This window comes from Herbidospora cretacea (assembly GCF_001570605.1).
Lineage (GTDB): Bacteria > Actinomycetota > Actinomycetes > Streptosporangiales > Streptosporangiaceae > Herbidospora > Herbidospora cretacea.
The window spans coordinates 360,575-380,794 of the sequence record NZ_BBXG01000002.1 but is presented as its reverse complement, the minus strand read 5'-3'; the positions used below and the strand labels follow the sequence as shown (position 1 = coordinate 380,794).

Here is a 20,220-nt window from a genome sequence, read left to right as displayed (position 1 = left end):
GGTGCCCTCTGTGGGACTGAGAGAGCGGAAGAAGGCCGAGACCCGGCAGGCGGTCCACCAGGCCGCCCTGCGGCTGACCGTCGAGCTGGGCTTCGACGCCGTGACGGTCGAGGCCATCGCCGACGCCGCCAACATCTCGCGGCGCACCTTCTCCAACTACTTCGCCGCCAAGGAGGACGCCGTCCTCTACGGCGAGGAGCAGCGCATCCAGGAGCTGGTCGAACACATCCGCCGCCGCCCGGCGGGCGAACCCGGCTGGGCCGCCCTCTGCGGCGCGGCCCTGGAGCTCTACGAGGAGCAGGGCGTCGCGGCCGACCGCGAGTGGGCCATGCGCACCCGCGTGGCCCGCCGGCATCCGGCGCTGCTCGCCCGGCAGCTCGGCAACCAGGCGCTGCTGGAACACGAGCTCGCCGTCGAGGTGGCGTCCCGGGAGGGCCTGGACGCCGACGCGCTGCGACCGCGCATCCTGGCGGCGGCGTTCCTGGCGGCGGTCCGGCTGGCGACCCTGGTCTGGCTGGACGAACGGGAGTCACGCCCCCTGGACGAGGTCCTGCGGGCCAGCCTCGCGGAGATGGGCGAGGACTTCACCCCGGCACGTTGAAAGTTTCGGGGTAACGAGACAAACATTTCTCTGTCGTTTCGTGGCCCGGTTGCCTATTCTGCCGATGCGAGACATTTCTGAACCTACCGGGCCTGGTAGGTCTTCCGGCCTTACCTGCATCATGGTGGCTCGAAATATTTCGGAACGGTGGTGGCCGTGCGCACTGACCGACACCTCATGCTCCCCGACCTGCTCATGCTCCGGGGCGCCGAACAGGGCGGGAAGACGGCGATCGTGGTGGCCGACGTCGGGGAGATCACGTTCGGCGAATGGGACCGGCGGGCCGACGCCACCGCCCGTGCCCTCGTCGACCACGGCCTGTCACCCGGCGACCGGGTGGCCCTGGTCTTCGGGGAGCGCGACTGGATCGACTACGCGGTCGCCTGGTGCGGGGTGCTCCGAGCGGGCTGCGTGGCGGTGCCGCTCTCGGAGCGATTATCCCCGGCGGAGATCGACCACGCCCTCCGGGACTGCGGCGTCGTCCACACGATCTCCAAGGAGACCCTCGCCCACCTCGGCCGCGGCGACGGCGAGCCGGTCAGGCGGGACCTCCGGCCCGACGCGCTGGCGCAGATCATCTACACCTCCGGCACGACCGGCCGGGCCAAGGGCGTCGGCGCGACCCACGCCAATTTGGCCTTCGGCGCCGACCCGCGCCACCGCGAGCTCACCCACTCCCGCCACTTCCTGCACGCCTTCCCGATCGGCTCCAACGCGGGCCAGAACATGCTGGTCAACGCCCTCGACACCGCCACGGCCGCGCTCACCCCGCCGATGTTCACGCCGGGACGGTTCGCCCGGCTCATCGAGATCTACGAGGTCGGGACCGTCTTCGTCGTCCCGGCGATGGCGATCCAACTCCTCAACGCGGCGGTGCACGAACGGCACGACTTCTCCTCGGTACGGCTGCTCGCCTCGACCGCCGCGAGCCTGCCGCCCTGCGTGGCCGCCGGGATGGCCGAGGCGTTCCCGAAGGCGACCATCGTCAACTGCTACACCTCCACCGAGGCGGCCCCCGCGCAGACCGAGATGGTCGTCGACCTGGCCCGCCCCGCCTCGGCCGGACGCCCCACGCAAGGCGGCGACCTGCGCATCCTCCGCCACGACGGCACTCCCGCCCAAGCGAACGAGACCGGCGAGGTCTGGCTGCGGTCCCCCGCCGGAAGCCGCGTCTACTACGGCGACCGCACGGCCACCGACCGCGTCTTCCGCGACGGCTGGGTCCGGATGGGCGACCTCGGCTACCTCGACGACGACGGCTACCTCTACCTGGTCGACCGGGAGAGCGACGTCATCAGGTCGGGGGCCCACAAGGTGTCGACGATCCAGGTCGAGGCGGTCCTGCACGAACACCCGGCGATCGCCGAGGCGTCCGTGACCGGGCTGCCGCATCCGGTGCTCGGCCGGGTGACCGGCGCGGCCGTGGTGACCCGCGCCCCGGTGACACCCGCCGAGCTGCGCAACTTCCTGCTCGACCGGCTCGCCCCGCACGAACTGCCCAGCAGGCTCGTGTTCGTGGCCGAGCTCCCCAAGAACCACCTCGGCAAGGTGGTGAAGCCCCGCCTGCGCGACCTGATCGGGCCGGCCGACACCTTCCGGGGACGACGATGAGGGCGACACCCGCCCAGCAGGGCATGTGGGCCGCCGCGCAGCTCGGCGCGGGGACCGCCTACCACCTGCCGGTGGCGCTCTGGTTCGACGGCGACCTCGACGTGCCCGCGCTGCTGGCGGCCTGCGCGGCCGTGGTGGCCCGGCACCCGGTGCTGTCGACGCTGGTCGACAGCGCCGGGGAGATCGTCGAGGGGGCGTCGCCGTCGATCATGGTCGCCGACGGGGCGACGCCCGCGCTCGTCGAGCAGGAGGTCACCCGGCCCTTCGACCTGGTGAACGGCCCGCTCGCGCGCTTCACGCTCGCGCCCGCCGGGCCGGGCCGCTATCTGCTGCTGTTCGTGGCCCACCGGCTGGTCTTCGACGGGCTGTCCAAGGACGTCCTCGTCCGCGACCTCGCCCACCACTACACCGACGTCGGGGCCTCCTGGGAGCCGCTGCCCTTCGAGCCGCGGACCGGGACCCCATTGATGGTCCCCGCGATCGACTTCAGCCTGCCCGGCCAGCGCCCGACCGGCCGGTTCGGCGAGGGCGACCAGATCGCGGGCGACGACGCCGTCCTCACGGCCGCCGCCGCGGTGGCCGGGGCGGCCGGGGTGACGACCTTCGAGGCGCTGCTGGCGGGGGTGCACGCCCTGCTGTTCCGGTACGGCGCCGAGACCCCCGCCGTCCTGGTCGAGGTGACCACCCGGGGCCCGGAGGCGCGCGACCGCATCGGCCCCTACGTGAACGAACTCCCGGTCGTCACCTGGCCTCGGGAGACGCTGACCTTCCACGACTTCGCCCGCGAGGTCCGCGCCCAGGTCAGAGGCCTCGACCGGACGGCCCGGCCGACGCGCGCCCTGGCCACCCCGGTCTCGCTGAGCTACCGGCGGAGCGGCCCGGCCCCCAAGTTCCCCGGGCTCAAGGTCACCGTCGAGCCGGCCGTGTTCGCCGGAGGGGTGCGCGGCCCGCTGCACCTCCAGGTGGTCGACGGCCTCGAAACCTGGCTCCGCTACGACCCCGAGGCGCTCGACCCCGCGACGGTCGTCCGGTTCTGGGACGCCCTGGGCGCCCTCCTCGCCCACGCCGCCGCCGAGCCCGGCACGGCCCTCGGCGATCTCGACGTCATCCCGGCCGCCGACCGGGAGAAACTCCTCGTCACCTGGAACGACACCGACGTCACCCACCCGCCCCGCACCCTGCCGGAGCTGTTCGCCGCCCAGGTCAGGGCGACGCCCCACGCGGTCGCCGTCCGCTGTGGGGACCGCACGCTGACCTACGCGGAGCTCGACATGGCCACCGGGCGGCTGGCCGGGCGGCTGCGGCGGCTCGGGGTCGGGCCCGGCGACCTCGTGGCGGTCGACATCCCCCGCTCCGACGATCTGCTGATCGCGCTGCTGGCGGTGCAGCGGGCGGGCGCGGCGTACCTGCCGCTCGACCCGGACCATCCGGCCGAGCGCCTCGACCTGATCGTGGCGGACGCCCAGCCGAAGATGGTGCTGACGGAGGCGCGGACCGAGGAGCACGAGGGCTACCTGCGGCTGATCTCGCCGGAGGACCTCGCCTGCGTGATCTACACCTCGGCGGACGGCGTGGAGATCACCCACGGCAACCTGGCCAACCTGCTGCTGTCGATGCGGGACCTCCTGTCGTCCGGCCCCGGCGACGGGTGGCTCGCGCTGGCCTCCCCGGCGTCCGGCCTCTCGGCGCTGGAGCTGTATCTCCCGCTGATCACCGGCGGCCGGGTGGTGATCGCGCCGTCCGGGGCGGTCCGGAGACCGGCGGCGCTCGCGGCGCTGGCCGCCGCCGAAGAGGTGACGTTCGTGCAGGCCACGCCCTCGGTGTGGCGGTCGCTGCTGGCGGGCGGGATCACCGGGACGACGGCCCTGATCGACGGGGAGGGCCTTCCCGCCGAGCTCCGGCAGCGGTTCTCGACGGTGGTGAACGTCTACGGCCACACCGAGACGACCGTCTGGAGCACCTTCAGCCTCGACGGCTCCATCGGGCGGCCGATCGCCAACACCCGCGTCCGCCTGCTCGACGAGGACCTCCGGCTGGTGCCGATCGGGGCGCCGGGCGAGCTGTGCGTCGGCGGCGCGGGGGTGGCCGCGGGCTACCGGTGGCGGGCGGAGCTGACGGCCGAACGCTTCGTGGCCGACCCGTTCGGCGCGCCGGGCGAGCGGCTCTACCGGACCGGCGACCTGGCCCGCCACCACGAGGACGGCACGATCGAGCTCCTCGGACGGGCCCGCGACCGGATCGAGCCGGACGAGCCGCCGCTGACCCCCGCCCAGCGGCGGTTGTGGTCCCTGCACCGGTCGGATCCGGCGGACGCCTCGTCCCACCTGCACCTGTCGCTGCGATTACGCGGGCCGCTCGACCGCGACCGGCTCCGGGGCGCGCTGGACGCGGTGGTGGCCCGGCACGACAGCCTGCGCACCTCGTTCCACGACGGGCCGGTCGCGCGGGTGCGTCCCCCCGCCCCGGTCCTGATTGAGCACTCCCGCGACGTGGACCTGGTCGGCGAGCGGATCGACGCGCCCTTCGACCTGACCGAGCCGCCGTTCCGGGTGACCCTGGTCGAGCTCGGCGCCGACGACCACGTGCTCTGCCTCGTGCTGCACCGCATCGTCGCCGACGAGTGGTCACTCGGAATTCTGCTGGACGACCTGTTCGCGCTCTACCAAGGTGAAGAGCCACCTGACCTGGCTCTTCAGTGCGGTGACGTGGCGTCGGGGCTGCCGGAGCCCTCGGCCGGCTTCTGGCGGGCCCAGCTCGCGGGCGCGCCCCGGCCGGAGCTGCCGGCCGATCTGCCCGGGGGCGGGACCCCGGTCGGGGCCCTCCACCGGTTCCACGTCCCGGAAGAGGTCGTCCGGCGGCTCGAACGGCTCGACGGCCCGCTGTCCACCGTGCTGGCGGCGGCCTACCAGGTCTTCCTGGCCCGCCTGTCGGGTCAGCGGGACATCGTCGTCGGCACGCCCTGGGCCGGCCGCGACCACGCCGGGTCGGAGCCGGTCATCGGCTGTCTCACCGGCACGCTGATCCTGCGCGGCGACCTGACCGGCGACCCCGTGTTCGCCGACCTGGTGACGGCGGCGAAGACGGCCGTGCGGGCGGCGCGGACCCACGGCACCGTGCCACTGGAGGAGGTCGGTGGAGACCTGCTCCGGACAATGGTCGCCCTGCACGGCCGCTCGGGCGGCGGCGAACCGCCCGAGCGGGTCGGGGACCTGCGGGTGGAGCCGTTCGACGCCGGCTGCCACCGGGCGAGGTTCGGCTTCGCGCTGGAGGCGTGGCGGAGGGAAGACGGGCTGCTGGCGGCCTTCGGCTACGACGCGACGCTGCTGCGCGTAGAGACGGTCGAGGAGCTCTCCCGGGAGTTCACCGTCCTGCTGGAGGGCATCGCCGACGACCCCGGGCAGCCGATCTCCCGCCTGCCCGTGATCACCAACGTTGATGGAGATGGCATGACCGAGGAACTCAGGGTCCGGCTGGCGGGCATGATCGCGACCGCGTCCGGCGGCGCGATCAGCCAGGCCGACGTCCTGGCGGGGGAGTACACGCTGTCGGCCCTCGGGCTGACGTCGCTGGCCCGCATCAGCCTGATCGACACCATCGAGGACGTCTTCGACCTGGAGATCGACCTCGGCGGCGACCTCTCGTCGTTCGAGGACGTCGACACGCTGGTCGCGGCACTGAAATGAAAACCCTGAAATGAAAGCACCGAAATGAAGATCGAATTCAAGGGGGCCACCGAGGGGGAGGCGCCGCTGACCTGGGGGCAGCGGCTGATGTGGCGGGCCGTGCACCTGATGGGCGACAGCCAGACCTACCTCAACTGCCCCTTCGTGTTCCCCGTCTACGGCCGCCGGGAGCTCCCGGCGGTGCTCGACGCCCTGCGGGTGCTGGTCGAACGCCACGAGACCCTCCGGACGACCTTCTCCTCCGCCGGCCAGCGGGTCAGCCGGGACGGCGTGCTGGAGATCGAGCTGGTCGAGGCCGGGGCCGAACGCGGCCTCCAGGTGGCCGAGCGGGTGGCCGCCGCGATGGCCCACACGGTCTTCGACCACTCCGCCGACCTGCCGCTGCGCTGCGCGGTGGTCGTCAAGGACGGCCGACCGTCCGCGCTGGCCTGCGTCTTCACCCATCTGGCGGTTGACTACCAGGCCCTCGCGCTGCTGGCCGAGGAGTGGAAGACGCTGCTGCGCGGCGGCGCCCTGCCGCCGGTGGCCTGGCAGCCCAGGGACCAGGCGGGCCTGGAGGCGTCGGACGCCTGGCAGGCCCGCTCGGCCAGGTCGATCGCCTACTGGCGGGGCGTGCTGGAGGAGGCCCCGCTCGACGTGTTCGACCACGCCCCCGGGGAGCCCGAGGACCCCCGGTTCATCGAGGTCGGCATGGAGTCGACGGCGCTGGCGGTGGCCGCCCTGCGGCTGTCGGAGCGGCTCGCGGTCAGCACCACCAGCGTCCTGCTCGCCGCCTGCGCCACCGCGCTGTCGGAGGCCAGCGCGCGGCCCCGGGTGGTCATGCAGCTCGTGCACAGCAACCGCCGCGACGCCAGGACCCGGGAGATGGTCGGCACGGTCGGCCAGGACGCGCTGATCGTCCTGGAGATCTCGCCGGACTTCCCCGAGTTCTGCCTGACCACCCACCGGGCCGCGCTCCAGGCCTACCGCAACGCCCAGTACGACCCGGACGCGATGACGCTGATGCGCCGGGAGGTCGGCGCGCGGAAAGGCGGGGAGCACGACCTCGACGCCTTCTTCAACGACCGCCGCCCGATCCCGGGCTGGCCCGCCCTCCTGCCGGACGCCGACCTGTCGGTGGCGGAGACCAGGACGTACACGGAGAACGCCTGGCCCGGGGTCAGGTTCAAGGTCTTCTTCACCGTCGGGACGGCCATCGGCGCAGGCCAGCTCGGCATCATCGCCGACACCGCCTACCTCTCCAGGGAGAAGGCGGAGTCGATGCTGCGAGGGGTGGAGGCCCTGCTGGTCGGGTCGGCCCGGGTCTAACCGGCGATCGGCCGGCCGAAGTCGACCGCGCCGAGGATCTCGCGGGGGGTGGTGGCGCGGAGCTGGGCGTCCGGCTGGAGGCCCAGCGCGTCGTTGACCACGGAGAACGCCATGCGCAGCGCCACGAAGGCGGTGATGTCGAAGATCTGCGCGTCGGTGAACCCGGCCGCCCGCAGCTTCGCGACGTCGGCCTCGGTCGTGGAGTTGGGCTTCTTCGTGATCTTGCGTACCCAGGCGGCCACGGCGCGCTCGTCGTCGGTCAGTTCGGCGTCGTCGCCCCTGAGCACCGACACGACCGTGGCCGGGTCGGACCACTCGGACAGCCGGTTCCCCCACGACAGCGCGCAGTAGGAGTTGCCGAACGCGGCGGCGCAGGCGGTCACCATGATCCCCCGCAGGCGCAGCGGCATCCCGCGCGTGATCTGCCGGGAGGTCCCGATGACGGCCTCGGCCACCTCGGGCCGGTAGCCCCAGAAGCGGGTGGCGTTCATGACGTAGCCGAACGCCTTGAGGTCGACCTCGGCCTCTTCGGGCGTGGCGTCGACGGGTTCCAGGAAGTGCATCACGCCTCCTTCCGGGCCAGGTAGCCGACCACGTCGACGCTCGCCCGCAGGGGCAGGCCCGCGCGCGTCCGCTCCGTGGCCGCCTCGATCGCGGCGGCGGCGAAGGCGTCCTCGCCGATGTTCTGGATCGCCTCGTACGCCGGCCCGGTGGAGGCCAGCGCCCGCGCGTAGGTCGCCGGGTCGGCGAACTCCCACGCGAACGGCACGGTCACCCGCCGGACCCCGGTGAACCCGAACTTCTCCAGCAGTTCCTCCCCCGCGCCGGGACGCCCGAGGGAGACCATGTCCCGCTGGTTGTCCACCTTCGGCGGGGCGGCCAGCCGGAACGGCCCCAGCGCCCACGCGCCGGGTGACTTCTTGATGTGCCCCCACACGGTCAGCCCGACCCGTCCACCGGGCTTGAGCACCCGGTGGATCTCCTGGAGCGCGATCGGCGTGGTCCCCCAGACCCCGCGGAAGCTCGTCACGGCGTCGAAGGACGCGTCGTCCCAGGGCAGGTCGTGCATGTCGCCGACGCGGATGTCCGCGCCGGGGCTGCGGTCGCGGGCCACCGCGACCAGCCGGGGCGAGGCGTCGATCCCGGCGATCTCGGCGCCCCGGGCGGCGGCCAGCTCAAGGGCCAGCCCCGCGCCGCAGGCGATGTCCAGCAGTCGGTCGCCGTCGCCGATGCCCAGATGCTGGTGCACCGCGACGTATTCTCTGCAGTTCCCCGGTTCGCTGAGTGTCGCGAAGTCGACCGCCCGGCGGCCCCACCCCTCGTCGACCAGCGTCCAGGCCGTCGAATCGTACATATCCCCTGATCTCTTAACGAAGCAGCGCGGCCAGGGCGGGATTGTCGATCCCGGCCCCGAGCAGCCGCGCGGAGGCGAGCGCCGTCCGGTCCCCGAGACGGGCGTTGTGCAGATGGGCGCGGACCACCCATTCCCGCATGTCACAGCGGGCGGCCAGCGCGGCGAGCGTGGCGACGAGCGGTCGGGCCCGCTCGTCGTCGCCGATCTCGATCGCACAGGTGATCGTCGCGTCGAGGACGTTGGCCGACACCCACTGGTAGCGGTCGGGCAGCCGGTTGCAGCTGCTGGACGCCTGGCCGAACCAGCGGTCGGCCGCCGCGTGGTCGCCCCGGTCGCGGCTGAGCAGACCGAGCCCCCGTGCGGCGGTCCCCTCCCAGCACGGGTCCTCGACCTGGCAGGCCAGCACCCAGGCCCGTTCGAGGCCGTCGGCGGCGGCGTCCACGTCGCCCATCCGCAGGTCGATCTCGGCGTGCAGCGCGGTCGGCCACGGCAGGAACGCCATCCAGCGCTGCTCCTCGGTCAGTTCCAGCGACCGTCTGAGCACCGTGCGGGCCTGCGAGCGCTCGTCGCGCATCAGGTGGACGCGCCCCAGGATCGACAGCGACCACGCGTGCTGCTTGTGGTCGCCGCAGCGGGCGGCGCGTTCGACCGACTCCTCCAGGTGGCCGATCGCGGCCCGGTAGTCGCCCTGGTCGGAGGTGTTCTGGCCGAGCACGCCGCAGATCGCCGCCATCTCGGCGTCGGTCTGCGCCATCGCGGCGGCCTTGGTCAGCCACGTCGTGGCCGCGGTCCGGCGGCCCGCCTTGACCTCGACGAAGCCGAGCTCCCGGTGGGCGGTCACCGCGACAGAGCGGTCACCCGAGGCGGTCGCCATGACGATCGCCTCGTGCAGCGCGAGCGAGCCCTCCTCGTCGCGCCCCTGGAGGGCGTGCACCAGCGCGCTGCCGAGCGCGCAGTAGGCCCGCGCCTTGAGCGCGGCGTCCCCGGTCCTGGACGCCTCGGCGACCGCCGTCCGCAGACATTGGACGCCCGCCGCGACGGCCCCGGCCGCGATGGCGGCCCGCCCGGCGTGGAGCTGGCTGATCGCCGCCGCCCGCCCGCTGAGCGGGGGCAGCATCGGCGAGTCGGAACTCACCATGGCCGCCTCCCGCAGCGCGGGCGACGTCTTCACGCCCAGCTCCCGCCGCATCAGGTCCTCGCACACGGCGACCTGTTTCAGCGCGGCGGCCCGGTCCCCGGCCATGGTGAGGCCGCGGACCAGCAGCTCGTGGTTGCCCTCTTCGAGCGGGTTGTGCTCGACCGCCCTGGCGGCGTACCGGACCGCCTCCTTCGCCCGGCCCTCGGCGAGCAGCCGGGCGGCGGCCTGCCGTAACCGGCCCTCGATCATCGACGAGACGCGGTGGCGGGCCACCAGCAGCCACGACTCGAACTCCAGCGAGGACGCCAGGTGCACGCCCTCCAGCAGTTCTCCCCCCAGATCGAGCAGCGGCGCGGGATCTCCATCTTGATCGAGGAGGATCCGCACGTCGACCGTGACGCCGGGCCCGAAATCGGTCCTGACCGGGTCGCCCCCGAGGGCCTCACGGAGGCCCAGGGAGCGGCGCAGTTCGGCCAGGGTCCAGCGCAGCGCCCCCAGCGGGTCGTCCGCGTCGCCGAACAGCAGCTCGGCGAGGCGTTTACGGCTGGGCGGCCGTTCGGCCAGCAGCAGATAGGCGAGCAGGGCCCACGCCTTACGGCCGCGCGGCGGCTTCGCCGGACCGCCGCCGATTTCGACGGCGGGCGGTCCGAGCAGCCGGATCGACACCATGAGCCCGCACTCCCTTCCCGGCCTTTTAACCGGCTGCCAGCCGCAGGACGTCGTCGGTGGTCAGCGGCTGACCGCCGATCGCCCAGTCGCCGCTCTTGACCTCGTCGATGACGACCCACGTGACCTGGCGCATGTTCTCGCCCTCGATGGTCACCATCGCCTCGGTCAGCGACTTCACGATCTCCGTCTTCTGCTCGTCGGAGAAGACGCCTTCGATCACTTTCACATTGATGAGTGGCATCGGCCTAGCTCCACTTCAGTTCTGATTGGTGGTGGGACGGCCGGCGTCCTTCCAGGCCTTGAGCCCACCGTCGAGGTGAGCCACCTCCTGATAGCCGAGCGTCTTCAGCGTCCGCGCCGCCAGCGCCGAACGCCCGCCCGAGGCGCAGAACAGGATGGTGGGCCGCGCCGGGTCGAACTCGGCCCGGTGGTACGGGCTGCCCGGGTCGGCGTAGAACTCCAGCATCCCCCGGGGAGCCAGGACGGCCCCCGGAATGGTGCCCTCCTTCTCGATCTCCCCCGGCTCCCGCAGGTCGACCAGCGTGACGTCGCCGGCCTCGACCGCCTTGGCCACGTCGTCGGCCGACAGGTTGCTGATCTCGGCTCGCGCCTGGGCGATCAGTTCCTTGACTGACTCGCTCATGTTTGTCCCCCTATGGACATCGTCGTCTTCGTACGACCCCGACTATTCGGCAGGGCCGTGTGAACCAGCGTGTGCGTTTTCGCCGATCCCCACATCCGTGGTCAGTACGGAGATACTCGGTGCCATGACCACGGAGCCGACCCCCCGCGAGCTGGAGATCCTCCGGCTCGTCGGCGAGCGTCTGCAGAACCGCGAGATCGCCCGCCGCCTCCACCTGTCAGAGCGGACCGTGGAGAGCCACGTGTCGGCGCTGCTGCGCAAGCTGGGCGGCGGCAACCGGCTCGACCTGATCGCCCACGCCGACCGGCTGACCCGCCAGGACCTCCCGGCCGCGCTGTCGTCGTTCGTGGGCCGCGAGACCGAGATCGCGCTGGTCGGCGAGCTGCTGGCGGCCCACCGGCTGGTCACCCTGACCGGCCCGGCCGGCACCGGCAAGACCCGGCTGGCCCTGCACGTCGCGGCCGGGCTGCCGCGGGCGGTCCTGGTCGACCTCGCGCCGCTGGCACCCGGCGACGACGTGACGGCCGCCTTCGACGACGTGCTGCGCGGGGCCGGGGCGCGGACGGTGGTGGTCGACAACTGCGAACACGTCCCGGTCGCGCCGCTGCTCACCGGTCTCCTGCGGACCATGCCCGGTCTGCGGGTGCTGGCAACCTCACACGGACCGTTGGGCGTGCCGGGTGAACGGGTCTGTGAGATCGCCCCGCTGCCGCTGCCCCCCGAGTCGGCCGGGCCGGAGGAGGTCCTGGCCGCCGCCGCGACCCGGCTGTTCGCCGACCGGGCCGCGTCGGTCTCACCCGGTTTCACGGTCACCGCCGGCAACGCCCGCGACGTGGCCAGGGTCTGCCGCCGCCTCGACGGCCTGCCACTGGCGCTGGAACTGGCCGCCGCACGGGTGCGCGCGTTCACCCCGGCCGAGCTGGTCAGCCTGCTCGACAGCAGGTTCACCCTGCTCACCGATGGTCCGATCGGCCGCCACCGCACCCTCGAAGAGGCGCTGCGCTGGAGCTACGACCTGCTGGGCGACGACGAACGCCTGCTGCTGGGCCGCCTGTCGGTCTTCCCCGGCGAGTTCGACTACGACACCGCCACCGAAGTGCTGGCCTATCCGCCGCTCGACCGCCCGGCGATGACCCGGCTGTTCCCCCGCCTGCTCGACCGCTCGCTGCTGTCCCGCCGCCGGGTGGGCGAGACGACCCGCTACCGGCTGCTCGACAGCGTGCGGCAGTTCGCCGCCGCGCGGCTGGGCGACCGGGCAGGGGAGGCCCGCGACCGGCACGCCTCCTTCCACCTGACCCACGCGGTCTCGCTGGTCGGGGCGCTGCGGGGGGCCGACCAGGCCAGGGCGCACCGCTGGTTCAACCAGCACTGGCCCGACCTGCGCCAGGCGGTCCGGCACGTCGACGACCCCTGGCCGTTCCTGGCCGGGGTGGGCACCGCCTGGGAGATCATCGGCGCCCGCGCCGACCTGTTCGACTGGCTCGCCGACCCGCCCCCGACGGTGCCCGCGCTGACCACGGCCGCGATCGTCCACTGCTTCCAGGACGTCCCGAAGGCCCTGGCCTTCGCCCGGCGAGCCGCCGGCCTGGCCGTCTCACCCGAAGACCGGGCCCTGGCCTCGCTCGGTCTGGGCTGGTGTCTCATGTACGCCGACCGCGAGGCCGCCCTGCCCCATCTGGCCGACGCGGCGGCCCGCTACGCGGAGACGGGCGACACGTGGCACCGCGCCCTGGCCTTGGCCGCCGAAGGTCACGCCGCCCAGTCGATCGACCGGACCGCCCTGGCGGCCGAGCTCTTCGGCCGCCTCGGCGACCAGGTCAAACGGGCCAACTCCCTCAACCACATGGCCTTGCGGGCGATCGAGTCGGGCGTCCGCCTCGACGAGGTCGCCGGGTGGCTCGACGAGGCGGAGAAGCTCGCGGCGGCCAACGACAACGACCACGAGCGGCTGCACGCCCAGGTCTTCCGCGCCTCCCTGCTCGACCCGGAGGGGGCCCGCGCCTCCTACGCCCGCTTACTGCCCGAGTTCGAGCGGATCGGCGATCTGCGCTGTGCCGATCGTTGCCGGCGCGGGCTGGCCGAATCGTGACCGTGCGTGGCCGAGGACCGCTCCTATCATGATGTCGTGAACGCGGAGCCTGGCATACCGGCGCAGATCGACGACTACCGCATCCTCCACCGCATCGGACACGGCGGTCAGGGTGCGGTCTTCCGCGCCGAGGACCCCCACGGCACCCCGGTCGCGCTCAAGGTCATCCACGACGAGCTGTCGAAGGATCCCGATCACCGGCGGCGGTTCCTCCGCGAGGTCGAGCTGGCCCGCCGGGTGGCCCCCTTCTGCACCGCCCGCGTGCTCGACGTGGGCGTCTTCGGCGACCGGCCCTACATCGTGAGCGAGTTCGTGCCGGGGGCGTCGCTGCACCACGTCGTGCAGAAGGAGGGCCCGAGGACCGGGGGAGGCCTCGAACGCCTCGCCGTGGCCACCGCCACCGCGCTGGCGGCGATCCACCGGGCCGGGATCGTCCACCGCGACTTCAAGCCGAGCAACGTGCTGATGGGCCCCGAGGGCCCGGTCGTGATCGACTTCGGCATCTCCCGCGCCCTCGACCACACCGCGACGATGTCGGGCTCGATCGGCACGCCCGGCTACATGGCCCCCGAGCAGATCGAGGGGGGCGAGGTCACCCCGGCCGCCGACGTGTTCGCGTGGGCGGCGACGATGGTCTTCGCGGCGACCGGGCGGCGCGCCTTCCCCGGCGACACGGTGCCCCAGCTCATCAACGCGATCCTCCACCGCGAACCGGTGCTGACCGGACTGCCGTCCGGTCTGAAGCCGCTGATCCAGCAGGCCCTGAACAAGAACCCGGCCCTGCGGCCCACCGCCGCCGAGCTGGTGAAGACCCTGACGGGCGACGAGTTCCACGTGGAGACGGCGCCGCTGCCGCCCGCCCCGGTCCCGCCGCCGCCGCCGAGCAAGCAGAACCGGCGACCGGCGCTGTTGGCCGGGGCCCTCGCGGTCGTGGTCGCCGGAGGGGTGCTGGGCTGGCAGCTCTGGCCCAAGGGCGACGGCTCGGCGACCGGCGACGGCACCCGCGCCCAGACCTCGCTGTCACCTTCGCCGTCGGCGGCCCCGATCACTTTCGGGCAGGCCCTGGGCGAGCCGATCGAGGTGCAGGAGAACGACGTCCGCAGCATCGCCTTCACCGAGCTCGACGGCGTGCCCCTGAGCGTGAGCGGCGGCGACGACAACACGGTCCGGGTCGTCGACCTCGACAAGCGCACCGAGCTCTACGCCATGTCCGGCCACGAGGGGTGGGTCGGGCACATCGTCACCGGCCTGCTCGACGGCGCCGCTATCGCCGTCTCGGCCAGCAACGACGGCAGCCTGCGCATCTGGGACCTGCGCAAGGGCACCCAGATGAGCAATCCGATGCTCGGCCACCAGGGCAACGTCAAGGCCGTCGACCTGGGCACTCTCAACGGCGAGCCCATCGCGGTCAGCGGCGGCCAGGACGGCACCGTCCGCGTCTGGAACCTCCACACCGGCGAACAGGACGGCGACCCGATGACCGGCACGACCGGCACCGTCTGGGCGGTCGCCTACGCCGAGGTCGACGGCAAGCCGATCGCGGTCAGCGCGGGCGACGAGGGCGTGGTCCGGGTCTGGGACCTGACCACCCGCCGGCAGATCGGCGAGCCTCTGACCGGCCACACCAACGGGTGGATCCGCTCGATCGCCGTCGGCACCCTCGACGGCGCCCCCGTCGCGATCACCGGCGGCGAGGACAAGACGGCCCGGATCTGGGACCTGGCCACCCGCACCAGCCTCGGCGCACCCCTGACCGGCCACACGAGCTGGATCTGGTCGGTCGACTTCGGCGAGATCGACGGCAGGCAGATCGCCGTCACCGGCAGCGAGGACCGCACGGCCCGGGTCTGGGACCTGGCCACCGGCACCGAGATAGGCCGGCCCCTGGAAGGCCACACCGACCGCATCTACGACGTGACCCTGGGGACGCTCGCCGGCAAGCCGATCGTCCTCACCGGCAGCCGCGACGAGACGATCCGCCTCTGGGACCTGTCGCCCCCGCTGCCCGGCTGAGCCCTCAGCGGGCCAGGCCCCGCGCGATGACGAGACGCTGGATCTGGTTGGTGCCCTCGAAGATCTGCATGATCTTCGCTTCGCGCATGTACCTCTCCACGGGGAACTCACGCGTGTATCCGTAGCCGCCGAACACCTGGACGGCGTCGGTCGTCACTTTCATCGCGGCATCGGTGGCCACGAGTTTCGCCACCGACGCCTGCCGTGAGAACGGCAGCCCGGCGTCCTTCCTGCGCGCCGCGTCGATGTACGTCGCCCGCGCGGAGTCGACGGCGGCGGCCATGTCGGCCAGCAGGAAACCGAGCCCCTGGTGGTCGATGATGCGCTTGCCGAAAGTGGTCCGCTCCTTCGCGTAGCCGACGGCGGCGTCGAGCGCCGCCTGGGCCAGACCGGTCGCGCAGGCCGCGATCCCCAGCCGCCCGGAGTCGAGCGCGCTGAACGCGATCTGCAGGCCCTGGCCCTCCGCGCCGATCAGGCGGTCGGCCGCCAGGACCGCGCCGTCCCAGTGGGCGCTGGTGGTGGGCACGGCGTGCAGGCCCATCTTCTCTTCGGGTCTGCCGAACGTCAGCCCGTCGACCTGGCCGGGAGCCAGGAAACAGGAGATCGACTTCTCACCGGTCCGGGCGAACAGCGCGTAGAAGTCGGCCTTCCCGCCGTGGGTGATCCAGGCCTTCGCGCCGTTGATCTCGTAGCCGTCGGCCACCCGGGTCGCCCGGCAGGTCAACGCCGCCGCGTCGGAGCCCGCCTGAGGCTCGGAGAGGCTGTAGCCGCCCACGAGGTCACCGGCGAGCATGTCCGGGAGCCACCGGTCGATCTGTTCGGGAGTTCCGTACGTCGCCAGGGGAAAACACGACAGCGAGTGAACGCTGACGGCCACTGCGACGGAGGCCCACCTCGCGGCGAGCTCTTCGAGCACCTGCAAATAGACCTCGTAGGGCTGGCCGCCACCGCCGAACTCCTCCGGATAAGGAAGGCTCAGCAGGCCGGCGCCGCCTAGCGTGGCGAAAAGGCCGTCGGGATAGGTCTCGGCCTTCTCGTGCCGGTCCACGATCGGCAGCAGTTCTTTGTCCGCCACCTCACGGGTGAGGTCGAGCAGGTCACGGGCCTCCGGGGTGGGGAGGAGTCGGTCGACGGCCACAGGGTTCTCCTGACATCGGTCGCTTTGTAACCCCGATGCTCTCAGAACCCCGTCAAGGCCTTCGCCTCGGCCACGTAGCCGGTGGCCGGGTCGAGGATCGCCAACGTATTGGGGCTGTTGCGCGGCTCAGCCATGGCCACGCATTCGCCCACCCCTGGGCATCCGCCGAACACCGGGCGGAGCCACCATCTGTTCGGGGGAGAAAGGTACCGCTGTGCCCCCGTGGATGGGGGCACGCCAATCGTGATCTCTTCGCGGTCGTTCGTGAGTGTGCACTTCGGTTTTCAGGCGGCGCTCTGGCCCGATGGTGAGGGGTGCCGGCCACATCGGCGGACGTCGGCCGCCGCAGCGCGCTGTACACCTGAATCGGCCGGCTGTCTCTGACCAGAATCACCGGCACGAATTCGACGAGCAGATAGTTTCTCGTTGTTTTTATTGTGCGCGTCACCGTGGCATCTCCGCCCGGCGCGAGATCGCCGGGCCACCACGGTAGATTGACACGCCCGCTGATGGTCTCCTGAGTGTCGACCACCACGTCCGGCACCGGCGTCTCCGACAGGGCATGAGCCGTACCTGCGGGAACGAACAATCCGATGACGGCGACGGCGAGCGACACGAGAATCGCCCACGTTCTGTCGATCAGTCTGCTCACAACACACCCCCACAATTATCGAGCTCATTTGATTTTCGCCCCGGGGGGTGGCGCCTTATTTAGTGACACCCCTGAACTACCCCCGGCGATCACTGCTGTAAACAGCCTTCTCAAAGAAAAAATCCGACTGCTGAGATGTGGGCTTGTGTCCGCTTTCTTCTGGCTCGGTACGCAGGGTAAATCCGGATATCCCGGCGAACGGCTGACCATTGTCGGCCGCGCCCGACAGGTGCGCCGTGTGCCGACAGATCAGGCTTTCCCGGGTGCGCCGACAGCGAATGAACCCCGTTGAACCATTCATTCAGCGCCGGAAAACGACATGAACACCCATGCGCCCGAATCAGCCGATGTGAACGTTTCAGTCACGACCTCGGCCGACATTACGGCGATCACGGCATTGATTGACCGGTTGAGTCGGGATTTCTACGGTCTTGGGTTGACGCTCCCCCAGATTGGACCGGCTATGAAACGTTTCGCCCTCATCGCGATGGGGCTGATGGCGGCCACGGCCGCCCTGCAAGGCCAGGCCACGGCCGCCGTCGCGTGCCGGATCGACTACTCGATCGTCAGCTCGTGGCCGGGCGGCTTCACGGCCGGCGTGACCGTCAACAACCTGGGCGACCCGGTCGACGGATGGCGGCTGACCTGGACGTACACGGCCGGGCAGCAGGTCTCCCAGGCGTGGAACACCACCCTCACCCAGAGCGGCGGCAGCGTGACCGCGGCCGACGCGGGCTACAACAAGCAGCTCGCGACGGGTGGCTCGACGTCGTTCGGCTTCAACGCCTCGACGAACGGCACCGACAACCCCACCCCCGCGAACTTCGCCCTCAACGGCGTCGCCTGCAACGGCACCCAGCCCAGCCCGAGCCCGACACCGAGCCCGACACCGAGCCCGACACCGAGCCCGACACCGAGCCCGACACCGAGCCCGACACCGAGCCCCAGCCCGACCCCCACGCCTTCCCCGACCCCCACGCCTTCGCCGACTCCGACGCCCACCCCGACCCCGTCTCCCACGCCGACGCCCACTCCGGCGGGCGCGAAGCAGGTCGAGGACCTCGACCGGGGGGTCATCTCGGTCCGCAGCGGCAGCGGGAACCTCGTCTCGTGGCGGCTGCTCGGGACCGAGGCGCGGGACACCTCGTTCAACGTCTACCGGTCGGGCACCCGGGTGGCGACCGTCTCCAACTCCACGAACTACCTGGACAGCGGGGCGGCGGCGGACGCGTCGTACACGATCAGGGCGGTCAGCGGCGGCGCGGAAGGGCCGGTCTCGGAGACCTCGCTGAGGTTCGCCAGTGGCTACCTCGACGTGCCGATCACGCCGCCGGGCTCGAACTACACCGCCAACGACGCCAGCGTGGGCGACCTCGACGGTGACGGCCGGGTCGACCTGGTGCTCAAGTGGGAGCCGAACGACGCCAAGGACAACTCCCAGTCGGGCGTCACGTCCCCGGTCTACGTCGACGGGATCAAGCTCGACGGCACCCGCCTGTGGCGGATCAACCTCGGCCGCAACATCCGCGCCGGGGCGCACTACACGCAGTTCCAGGTGTACGACTACGACGGCGACGGCCGCGCCGAGGTCGCCATGAAGACGGCCGACGGCACCGTCGACGGCCGCGGCGTCACCATCGGCAACGGCAGTGCCAACTACGTGAACTCCTCCGGCTACGTCCTGAGCGGCCCCGAGTTCCTGACCATGTTCAACGGCCAGACCGGCGCGGCGATGTCGACCGTCGACTACGTCCCGGCGCGCGGCACGGTGTCGAACTGGGGAGACAACTACGGCAACCGCGTCGACCGCTTCCTGGCGGGCACGGCCTACCTCGACGGCCAGCGCCCCTCGCTGATCATGTCCCGGGGCTACTACACCCGGGCGGTCGTGGTGGCCTGGGACTTCCGCAACGGCTCGCTCACCCGGCGGTGGACGTTCGACTCCAACAACGCGACGTCCTACGCGGGCCAGGGCAACCACCAGCTGTCGATCGCCGACGTCGACGCCGACGGCCGGGACGAGATCGTCTTCGGCGCGGCCGTGATCAACGACAACGGCACCGGCCTCTACAACACCGGGCTCGGCCACGGCGACGCGCTGCACGTGGGGGATCTGAACCCGGGTCGTACCGGACTGGAGATCTTCAAGGTCAGCGAGGACAGCTCCAAGCCCGGCTCCTGGATGGCCGACGCGCGGACCGGCCAGATCCTCTGGCAGACCGCGTCGGGCGGTGACAACGGCCGGGGCGTCTCGGGCGACATCTGGGCCGGCAGCCCCGGCGCGGAGTCGTGGTCGGCCCGGGACACCACGCTGCGATCCCCCACGGGCGCCTCGCTGGGCCGGGAGCCGTCGTCGATCAACTTCCTGGCCTGGTGGGACGCCGACCCGGTGCGGGAGCTCCTCGACGACGTGCGCATCGACAAGTACGGCACCGGAGGGGAGACCAGGCTGCTGACCGGGTCGAACGTCCACTCCAACAACGGCACCAAGGCCACGCCGTCGCTGTCGGGCGACATCCTCGGCGACTGGCGCGAGGAGGTCGTCTGGCCGACGAGCGACAACCGGGCGCTGCGGATCTACTCGACCCCTGCGGCGACCACCGTGAAGATCCACACCCTGCTGCACGACCCGATGTACCGGACCGCTCTGGCTTGGCAGAACACCGCCTACAACCAGCCGCCCCACCCGAGCTTCTTCATCGGCGACGGAATGGCGACCCCGGCCAAGCCGAACGTCTACGTCCGCTGACCGTGTCCCCCGGTGGAACGGGCTGGAACGCCTCCTTGGTGAGGCGAACGCGCCTCAGACCACAAGGGGGACAACACCATGAACGGCATTCTCAAGCGACTGGCGGCCACCACGGTGGCCGCCGTCGGCGTCATCGCCCTGGCCACGACGCCCGCCCAGGCGGCGACGGTGATCACCGCCCACCTGGAGATCGGCTTCAACACCGGCGTGCCCGCCGCCCGGACCATCAACCTGAGCGTCCACGTGCCCATGAACGAGTACGACGCGAACGGCTACCTGATCCACGGCGGCAGGATCCAGGTCCGCTTCTACGGCAGCGACTCGGGCACCGACCCGATGATCTACGGCCCGATCACCTGGTACAAGGACGACTACGGCCTGACGGCCGGCCCGGACGGCATCCGCCTGGACTACGGCTGGGAGGTGCCCCAGGGCTCCTTCCTCAACGAGGACAGCGGCTGGGCCAACAACGGCGACGAGGTCTACATCGTCGCGAAGTTCATCGACGGCGACGGCGCCACCATCAGCGCCGAGTCGAACATCGAGGAAGGCATCTACTAGGCCGGCCCCAG

General features: G+C 71.7%; 14 protein-coding genes. 8 read left to right on the top strand and 6 right to left on the bottom strand.

Annotation, left to right across the window (positions count from 1 at the left end):
• Window positions 1-10 precede the first annotated feature (10 nt).
• From AW270_RS04330 to AW270_RS04315, 4 genes are all read left to right on the top strand, one after another.
• Window positions 11-601 (top strand): acyl-CoA-like ligand-binding transcription factor, encoded by a 591-nt coding sequence (locus AW270_RS04330; RefSeq protein ID WP_245674561.1) that lies wholly within the window; start codon window positions 11-13, stop codon window positions 599-601.
• A gap of 156 nt (window positions 602-757) precedes the next feature.
• On the top strand, window positions 758-2,212 hold the full coding sequence (locus AW270_RS04325; protein WP_245674560.1) for a class I adenylate-forming enzyme family protein: 1,455 nt from the start codon (window positions 758-760) through the stop codon (window positions 2,210-2,212).
• Window positions 2,209-5,895 (top strand): condensation domain-containing protein, encoded by a 3,687-nt coding sequence (locus AW270_RS04320; protein WP_082801290.1) that lies wholly within the window; start codon window positions 2,209-2,211, stop codon window positions 5,893-5,895. Before AW270_RS04325 ends, AW270_RS04320 begins: the two co-directional genes overlap by 4 nt.
• A gap of 24 nt (window positions 5,896-5,919) precedes the next feature.
• Window positions 5,920-7,203: a condensation domain-containing protein gene (locus tag AW270_RS04315; protein WP_061290835.1), complete on the top strand. Its 1,284-nt coding sequence runs from the start codon at window positions 5,920-5,922 to the stop codon at window positions 7,201-7,203.
• On the opposite strand, the gene AW270_RS04310 is transcribed toward AW270_RS04315, so the two are convergent.
• Genes AW270_RS04310 through AW270_RS04290 form a run of 5 tightly spaced genes read right to left on the bottom strand, consistent with a single transcriptional unit; the run spans window position 7,200 to window position 11,007 of the window.
• A complete protein-coding gene (locus AW270_RS04310) occupies window positions 7,200-7,766 on the bottom strand; it encodes a carboxymuconolactone decarboxylase family protein (protein ID WP_063819089.1) in 567 nt (188 codons plus the stop codon). The genes AW270_RS04315 and AW270_RS04310 overlap by 4 nt on opposite strands.
• Window positions 7,766-8,557: a class I SAM-dependent methyltransferase gene (locus AW270_RS04305; RefSeq protein WP_061290833.1), complete on the bottom strand. Its 792-nt coding sequence runs from the start codon at window positions 8,555-8,557 to the stop codon at window positions 7,766-7,768. Before AW270_RS04305 ends, AW270_RS04310 begins: the two co-directional genes overlap by 1 nt.
• Before the next feature lie 13 nt (window positions 8,558-8,570).
• Window positions 8,571-10,364, bottom strand: a complete 1,794-nt coding sequence (locus tag AW270_RS04300) for a tetratricopeptide repeat protein (protein ID WP_061290832.1) — start codon at window positions 10,362-10,364, stop codon at window positions 8,571-8,573.
• A 25-nt stretch (window positions 10,365-10,389) separates the two neighbouring features.
• Complete coding sequence (locus AW270_RS04295) at window positions 10,390-10,605, bottom strand: tautomerase family protein (RefSeq protein WP_061290830.1); 216 nt, start codon at window positions 10,603-10,605, stop codon at window positions 10,390-10,392.
• A gap of 15 nt (window positions 10,606-10,620) precedes the next feature.
• The gene (locus tag AW270_RS04290; RefSeq protein ID WP_061290828.1) at window positions 10,621-11,007 is read right to left on the bottom strand and encodes a rhodanese-like domain-containing protein; all 387 of its coding nucleotides are present in this window, start codon (window positions 11,005-11,007) and stop codon (window positions 10,621-10,623) included.
• A 124-nt stretch (window positions 11,008-11,131) separates the two neighbouring features.
• Here AW270_RS04290 and AW270_RS04285 point away from each other — a divergent pair, with 124 nt between their 5' ends.
• A complete protein-coding gene (locus AW270_RS04285) occupies window positions 11,132-13,096 on the top strand; it encodes an ATP-binding protein (RefSeq protein ID WP_061290826.1) in 1,965 nt (654 codons plus the stop codon).
• 36 nt (window positions 13,097-13,132) lie between these two features.
• Window positions 13,133-15,109 carry a WD40 repeat domain-containing serine/threonine protein kinase gene (locus AW270_RS04280; protein ID WP_061290824.1) on the top strand — a complete coding sequence of 659 codons (1,977 nt, stop codon included), beginning with the start codon at window positions 13,133-13,135 and terminating at the stop codon, window positions 15,107-15,109.
• A 4-nt stretch (window positions 15,110-15,113) separates the two neighbouring features.
• Here AW270_RS04280 and AW270_RS04275 read toward each other — a convergent pair whose 3' ends face one another.
• Window positions 15,114-16,247, bottom strand: a complete 1,134-nt coding sequence (locus tag AW270_RS04275) for an acyl-CoA dehydrogenase family protein (protein ID WP_061290822.1) — start codon at window positions 16,245-16,247, stop codon at window positions 15,114-15,116.
• Between the two features lie 1,115 nt (window positions 16,248-17,362).
• On the opposite strand from AW270_RS04275, the gene AW270_RS04270 reads away from it, so the two are divergent.
• Window positions 17,363-19,648 (top strand): rhamnogalacturonan lyase family protein, encoded by a 2,286-nt coding sequence (locus AW270_RS04270; protein ID WP_061290819.1) that lies wholly within the window; start codon window positions 17,363-17,365, stop codon window positions 19,646-19,648.
• 78 nt (window positions 19,649-19,726) lie between these two features.
• Entirely contained in the window at window positions 19,727-20,209 is a 483-nt protein-coding gene (locus AW270_RS04265; protein WP_061290817.1) for a hypothetical protein, read from the top strand.
• Window positions 20,210-20,220: the final 11 nt, after the last annotated feature.

Bases quoted from the DNA above. Each gene is read 5' to 3' on its own strand.
- AW270_RS04320 (WP_082801290.1), top strand. From the start codon at position 2,209: ATGAGGGCGACACCCGCCCAGCAGGGCATGTGGGCCGCCGCGCAGCTC.
- AW270_RS04315 (WP_061290835.1), top strand. From the start codon at position 5,920: ATGAAGATCGAATTCAAGGGGGCCACCGAGGGGGAGGCGCCGCTGACC.
- AW270_RS04310 (WP_063819089.1), bottom strand. From the start codon at position 7,766: ATGCACTTCCTGGAACCCGTCGACGCCACGCCCGAAGAGGCCGAGGTC.
- AW270_RS04305 (WP_061290833.1), bottom strand. From the start codon at position 8,557: ATGTACGATTCGACGGCCTGGACGCTGGTCGACGAGGGGTGGGGCCGC.
- AW270_RS04300 (WP_061290832.1), bottom strand. From the start codon at position 10,364: ATGGTGTCGATCCGGCTGCTCGGACCGCCCGCCGTCGAAATCGGCGGC.
- AW270_RS04295 (WP_061290830.1), bottom strand. From the start codon at position 10,605: ATGCCACTCATCAATGTGAAAGTGATCGAAGGCGTCTTCTCCGACGAG.
- AW270_RS04290 (WP_061290828.1), bottom strand. From the start codon at position 11,007: ATGAGCGAGTCAGTCAAGGAACTGATCGCCCAGGCGCGAGCCGAGATC.
- AW270_RS04285 (WP_061290826.1), top strand. From the start codon at position 11,132: ATGACCACGGAGCCGACCCCCCGCGAGCTGGAGATCCTCCGGCTCGTC.
- AW270_RS04270 (WP_061290819.1), top strand. From the start codon at position 17,363: ATGAAACGTTTCGCCCTCATCGCGATGGGGCTGATGGCGGCCACGGCC.
- AW270_RS04265 (WP_061290817.1), top strand. From the start codon at position 19,727: ATGAACGGCATTCTCAAGCGACTGGCGGCCACCACGGTGGCCGCCGTC.